This is a genomic window from Protofrankia sp. CiP1_Cm_nod2 (genome assembly GCF_920664355.1).
Classification (GTDB): Bacteria; Actinomycetota; Actinomycetes; order Frankiales; family Frankiaceae; genus Protofrankia.
Genome location: NZ_CAKKTL010000182.1, coordinates 1 through 6,474, shown reverse-complemented (window position 1 = coordinate 6,474; position 6,474 = coordinate 1). Strand labels below are relative to the sequence as shown.

4 protein-coding genes and 1 pseudogene are annotated in these 6,474 nt (G+C 74.3%); all 5 read left to right on the top strand.

Features of this window, described 5'->3' with window-relative positions:
* Positions 1-395 (top strand): annotated as a pseudogene (locus NBW84_RS18020) (hypothetical protein); the annotation flags it as partial.
* Positions 392-3,040, top strand: a complete 2,649-nt coding sequence (locus tag NBW84_RS18015; protein ID WP_250285902.1) for a bi-domain-containing oxidoreductase — start codon at positions 392-394, stop codon at positions 3,038-3,040. The pseudogene NBW84_RS18020 and the gene NBW84_RS18015, both read left to right, overlap by 4 nt.
* Positions 3,037-4,503 carry a lipopolysaccharide biosynthesis protein gene (locus NBW84_RS18010; protein ID WP_250285901.1) on the top strand — a complete coding sequence of 489 codons (1,467 nt, stop codon included), beginning with the start codon at positions 3,037-3,039 and terminating at the stop codon, positions 4,501-4,503. The genes NBW84_RS18015 and NBW84_RS18010 overlap by 4 nt, the downstream gene beginning before the upstream one ends.
* 24 nt (positions 4,504-4,527) lie before the next feature.
* Positions 4,528-5,409, top strand: a complete 882-nt coding sequence (locus tag NBW84_RS18005) for a glycosyltransferase (RefSeq protein WP_250285900.1) — start codon at positions 4,528-4,530, stop codon at positions 5,407-5,409.
* A gap of 118 nt (positions 5,410-5,527) precedes the next feature.
* Positions 5,528-6,364, top strand: coding sequence for a TylF/MycF family methyltransferase (locus NBW84_RS18000; protein ID WP_250285899.1), 837 nt, complete (start codon positions 5,528-5,530; stop codon positions 6,362-6,364).
* Positions 6,365-6,474 lie beyond the last annotated feature (110 nt).

Here is a 6,474-nt window from a genome sequence, read left to right as displayed (position 1 = left end):
AGATCGTCCTGCGCGTGCGTGGCGGCCCGGCCGCCGCCGGGACGGGCCGCTGGGAGCTGCGCCCGACGCACCGCGCGCTCGGCTGGCAGGACACCGTGCCGGCGCTCACCGCCGCCTACGTCGTCGACCACGAGCTGCCTATCGAGATCCACACGGACATCGAGACCGGCCAGCTGGCCGGCGTCCGGCCGCGGCCACCAGCTCGACCACCAGCTCGACCGACGGCGGCGGACCGACCGGACGCGCCGGACCAACCAGACCCAACAGACCCAACAGGCCAGCCAGGCCAACCAGAAGAAGCACCGGGCCGGTCAGGGGCGCCGGGCCGGCCGGAAGTGCCAGGCCGGGCGGCGATGCCGGGCCGGGCCGGAGCCAAGGGGGTGCAGCGGACGTGAAACAGGTGGTGCAGGCGGTCAGCGGAGGCGCGGTCGAGGTTCTCGACGTCCCCGCACCGCGGATCGGACCGACCGAGGTGCTGGTCCGTACCGCGGCGAGCATCGTCTCCCCCGGGACGGAACGGGCGGTCACCGCGCTCGCCCAGTCGGGGCTGCTGGCCAAGGCCCGGGCCCGTCCCGACCTGGTCCGCCAGGTGGTCCAACGGGCCCGGGCCGACGGGATCGGCCCGGCCGCCCGCGCGGTACGGGCCCGCCTCGGCGGGGACATCCCGCTCGGCTACAGCGCCGCCGGGACCGTGCTGGACGTCGGCGAGATGGTCGACGGGACCGGTATCGCGCCCGGACAGCTCGTCGCCACCGGCGGGGCCGGCTGGGCGAACCACGCCGAAGTGCAGGCGGTGCCCGGTCTGCTGTGCGTGCCGGTGCCCGCCGGGGTGCCGGCCGCGGACGCGGCGTTCGCGACGGTGGCCTCCATCGCCCTGCACGGGCTGCGCCTGGCCGACGTCGGGCCGGGCGCGAAGGTGGTGGTCGTCGGGCTTGGCCTGGTCGGCCAGCTCGCCGCCCGGATCGCGCTGGCCAGCGGATGCGACGTGGCCGGCATCGACGTCGCCGACCTGCCGCTGGCCGCGGCCGGCCGGGCCGGCGTCCTCACCCTGCGTGAACAGGGCGAGGCCACCACGGCCGCGGTGGCGCGCTGGGCCCGTGGGCGGGGCGCGGACGCCGTGCTGGTCTGCGCCGCCACCCGGAGCTCGGATCTCATCGGCCGGGTGCCGGCGCTGTGCCGGGACCGCGCGACCGTGGTCATCGTCGGGGACGTCGGGCTCGAGCTCGACCGCACGCCCTTCTACGACCGGGAGCTGTCGGTGCGGTTCGCCCGCTCGTACGGCCCCGGCCGCTACGAGCGGGCGTACGAGGACTGGGGGGTGGACTACCCGGCCGGCCAGGTCCGCTGGACGGAGGGCCGCAACCTGGAGGCCGTCGTCGACCTGCTGGCCACCGGCCGGCTGAAGGTCGCCGATCTGGTGACGCACAGTTTCGCCATCGACGACGCCGCCGACGCCTACGCCCTGGTCGAGAGCCGGAGCGAACCGTACCTGGCGATCCGCTTCGACTACGACGTCTCCCGGACGCTGCCGGCGAGCATCGTCCTGCCGCCCCGGCGCGGGCAGCCCGGACGGCCGGGGCTGGCCGGGCTGCCCGCGCTGTCCGGGCAGCCCGGGCCGGCCGGGGCCTCCCGGTTGTCCCTGCCGCTGCGGCTGCCCGGCTCCTCCCTGGCGGCCGGGCTCTCCCGGGCCGCCGGCGGGCTGCCCACCCTCCCCGGGCCGGCCGGGGCACGCCGCGCCGCCCGCGCCGCCCGCGCAGGCAGTGGCACACCCGACGGCAGCACACACGACAGCACACCCGACGGCAGCACACACAGCGACAGCACACACAGCGACAGCGCTCGGGCCGCCGGGCGGGGCTACGGCATCGGCTGGATCGGCGCCGGCGCCTTCTCCGCCACCGTGCTGCTGCCCGCCTTCCGGGCCGCGGGCTTCGACCGCTTCGTCACGGTCGGCTCAGCCGGTGGCCTGCGTGCCCGACGCTTCGGGGAGCGCGCCGGCTTCACGAGGATCGCCGGCGGCCCGGACGCCGTCATCGACGATCCCGACGTCGACGTGGTGGTCATCGCGACCCCGCACGACGCCCACGCCGACCTGGTCGTACAGGCGCTGGAGGCCGGCCGGCACGTCTGGTGCGAGAAGCCGCTCGCGCTGTCCTTCGACGAGCTGCGGGCGGTGGCGGACGCCGCCAGCCGCTCCGACGGCGTCCTGTTCACCGGCTTCAACCGGCGCTGGTCACCCGCGGCCCGGCTCGCCCGGGAACACCTCGACGCCCGGACGTCCCCGCTCACCCTGATCTACCGGGTAGCGGCCGGGAAGGTCGCGGACGGGCACTGGTACGCCGACCGCCGCCAGGGCGGGCGGCTGCTCGGGGAGGTCTGCCACTTCGTCGACACCTGCGCGTTCCTGAACCCGTCGGAGATCGTGTCGGTGCGGGCACATCCGGCCGGACGCGGGGGCGCACTGCTCGCCGACGACGTGACGGTCGTGCTCGGGCACGCCGACCAGTCGGCCTCGGTGATCGTCTACTCCTCCGCGCGCCCGGCGGGTATCGGCAAGGAGCGCCTGGAGGCGCTGGCCAGCGGCACGCACCTCGTCCTCGACGACTTCCGGTCGCTTACCGTCGGTGGCCGTACCGTCTGGCAGGGACGCCAGGACAAGGGGCATGAGGCGGCCGTACGCGAGTTCCACCGCCGCCTGCGCGATGCCGCCGCCGGCACGGCCGGGCAGGCGGACGGCGGCCTGGTCACCTCGGCGCACGTCCTCGCCGCCGCCGCGGCGGCAGCAGCGGACGCAACGGCAACCGTGTCGGCTGGGCAGGCTGGGCAGGCGGGACCGGCAGAGCCGGCGGGACCGGCAGAGCCGGCGGGACCGGCGGGACCGGCGGGACCGGCGGGACCGGCCGTACCCGCGGGACCGGCGGTGACCCGCGGCGGCGCCCGGCCGCCGGACCACACCGCACCCGGCACCCCGAGCGGCACGAACACCCCGAACACCCCGAACGGCACGGACGGCACGGCTACCCCGAACGCCGTGCCGTGACGACGCAGGACGCCCGGGCCGACGGCCCCGTCATGAGCACCGTCGCCAGCCCCGCCGTGGGCCCCGCTGCGAGCCCCACCGCAGACCCCGTCATGAGCACCGTCGCCAGCCCCGCCGTGGGCCCCACCGCAGGCCCTCCCGTCACGGCCCTCGGCAGGCCGTCCACGGCCCGGCACCGGCGGCCCCGGCGGCTGGCCACGCTCGCGCGCCCGGGCATGCCGTCGGGGATCGCGGTCGCCGCGGGCAACGCCGCCGCGATCCTGATCGGGCTGGCCTCGGGGATCGTGACCGCGCGTGTTCTCGGGCCGACCGCCCGGGGCGCGTTCGTGGCCACCCAGACGATGTCGGGGGTGGCGGCGGTCGTGCTGACCCTCGGCGTGACACAGGCGGTGGTGACCGGCCGTGGCAGCGACCGCGACCTCGCCGGCCCGCTGCTGGCGCAGGTCGCCGTCGTCGCGCTGGTGGCGGCCGCGCTGTTCGGGACGCTCGCGGGCGTCGGGGCCCAGCCCTGGCTGGACGGGTACGGGGTCATCGGGGCGGCGGCGGCCACCGCCGGGGCGGTAGCCGCGTCGCTGGCCTCCGGGATGGCCCAGCGCCGGTCACGGATGACCGGCGAGTTCCAGCTCGTACGGCTGCTGCCCTCGCTGGCGGGCCTGTTCCTGCTGGTCGTGGCGTGGCGCGCGGGCACCCGCGAGGTCGGTGTCTGGCTGTTGTGCTCGGGGGTGGGCGTCGCCGTCCCGGCGGTGGTGATGCTGGCGCGGACCCTCGGCGAGCCGGGCACGCCACGCCGGCCAGCCCGCTTCCTGCCGTCCCGGGCGCTCGTGCGGGGCGCTGTCGCGGCGTTGCCCACGGCCATCGGGGCGCAGGTGATCTACCGGCTCGACTCGGTGGTGGTCGCTGCCGCCCGGCCCACTTCCGACGTCGCGTTCTACGGTGTCGCGGCCACCGCCAGCCTGACCTGTACCGCGCTCGGCCAGGCGGTCGGGATGCTCGCCTTCAGCCGGCTGCGGCACGCCCACGGCCTGAACCAGCAGCGCCTGCTGATCCGACGCGGGGTGAGGTGGGCGCTCGGCGTCGCGGCCGGGGTGGCCCTGCCGGTCATGCTCCTCGCCCCCGAATTGATTACCCTCTGTTATGGTCGGGAGTTCCTACCCGCGGTGGCGCCGACCCGGGCGCTCGTCCTCGCGGCGATCCCGCTGTCCGCGGACTACCTGCTGATCCACGCGCTGCTGAGCCTGTCCGGTCAGCGCAGCGTGTACGGGACGCAGGCGCTGGCGGCTGCGCTGACCGTCGTCGGCCTGTGTGTGACCGTGCCCACCGGAAATCTCGCGCTGATCGCCGCCATGTCGATCGTCATCTACACCCTGTCCGCGGCACTGATGTTCGGCGCGGTGCTGCGGCGCACCGCGCCGAACCGCCGCGACACCGCGCCGAACCGCCCCGCTTCCGCGGAGCGGTCATGAGGAACCAGTCATGAGGAATCAGCTATGAGGAACATCGCGGTCATCGTGCACTGGGGGCCGGCCGAGCCCACCGTCGAACTCGCCTGCGAACTGGACCGCAGCGCGCTGCTGCATCGGGTGGTGGTGGTGGCCAACGATCTGTCGGAACGCCCCGCGGGCATTCCCGCGGAGATTTCCTGGATAGTCCCGTCCCGCAATCTCGGTTTCGCCGGCGGTTTTCAGCACGCCACCCGGGTCTATCCGACGGCGTCCTGCTATCTACTGCTCAACAACGACATCCGGATGGATGACGCGACGATCGGGGCGTGCCTGGACCTGCTGGCCACCGACCGGGTCGGTGTGGTCGGCCCGACGCTGGTCAACGCTCGGGGGCTGCAGTCGGGCGCCGCTGTTCTCACCCGTTTCCTCGCCGCGCCGAGGGTACTGCGAACGCCGTCCGTCGGCCAGCCGTGCGAGGCCGAATGGGTCACCGGCGCAGCCATGTTCATCAAGGCCGAATGTCACCGGGACGTGCCGATGGACGGACGCTACTTCCTCGGTTTCGAGGATGCCGACTTCTGCCACCGTGCCCGGGAGGCCGGCTGGCGCGTCATGCTCAGCCCGGCGCGGGCCTGGCACGCCAGTGGCGGGACGATCCCGGCCGGCCGGTACATCTACTACAGCGTCCGCAACAGGCTGTGGTTCGTCCGGGCCCGGGGCTGGGCACTGCGCACGGCGCTGGTGACGCTGTGGTCGATGCTGGTCCTGGTGCCCGGCACCGCCGTGAAGGACGCCGTGCGCAGGCGCGGGTACGCCTCCTGCCTGCTCGCCTTCCACGGTCTTGTCGACGGGCTGCTGCGCATGCCCGCCGAGGCGGTGCCCCTGCCCGACGAGCCCCGTCCCGCCCGCTGGGTGTCCTGGTCCTGACACCGCCTCGGCCGGTCGGCCGCGCGCGCCCCCGGAGAACCACATCCCGGAAAAGCCGCCCACCCGACGGCATCCGCACCCCGGAAAAGAGAAGTATCCCCGGAGAAGAAAAGAAGGAATGACAGAGATGACGGATCTCGACGTGTCACCGACCGTTGGAGAGGAACTTCCGCAACGGTATGTCCATCTGCTGAAGGAGGTGCTTTCCTTCTCGTTGTGGGACGGACGGGACGGCGCGGTCTGGCGCGGGCGCCGCAGCGCCCGGATTCTGCAGCGGCTGCTCGAGCGGCGGAATCTCTCGGTGGCGAGAATCGTCTCCCCCGAGGTTCGCCGCAACGGCCAGGACTGGCCCCGACTCGCGCACACCATGGTAGGCGCCAAACGTCTGGACAACCTCCAGGAATGCGTCGAGACGATTCTGCGCGACAACGTTCCCGGGGATCTGATCGAAACCGGTGTCTGGCGGGGCGGTTCGTGCATCCTGATGCGGGGAATACTCGCCGCCCACGGGGTCGAGGACCGCATAGTGTGGGTCGCGGACTCGTTCTCGGGGCTGCCGGAGCCCGATCCCGGCCGTTATCCCGCCGACACCGGCGACCGGCACCACACGGTGGCCGAGCTCGTCGTCCCGCTGGCAGAGGTCCGGGACAACTTCCGCCGGTATGGGCTGCTCGACGACCAGGTGCGCTTCCTGCCCGGCTGGTTCTCCGAGACGCTGCCGGGTGCGCCGATCGACAGGCTCGCGCTCATGCGCCTGGACGGCGACATGTACTCCAGCACGATCGAGGCCCTGACCACGCTCTACCCAAAGCTGTCCGACGGCGGCTTCTGCATCATCGACGACTACGGTGCGGTCGAGGGCTGCCGCCGCGCGGTCGAGGACTTCCGGGCGGCCCAGGGCATCGACGCCCCTCTCGTCCGGATCGACGCCTGTGGCGCTTACTGGCGGCGGTAGGCCGGAGCCGGGGCGCCCGGCGCGGGTCACGCCGCCAGGTGGCCCACGCCGCGCGGCCGGGCGCCCGGCCGGCTCACGCCGCCCAGCTCGGCAGCGGCCGGGCCAGGAAC

Excerpts from the sequence above, each read along its gene's own strand:
- NBW84_RS18005 (WP_250285900.1), top strand. The coding sequence starts at position 4,528 with ATGAGGAACATCGCGGTCATCGTGCACTGGGGGCCGGCCGAGCCCACC.
- NBW84_RS18000 (WP_250285899.1), top strand. The coding sequence starts at position 5,528 with ATGACAGAGATGACGGATCTCGACGTGTCACCGACCGTTGGAGAGGAA.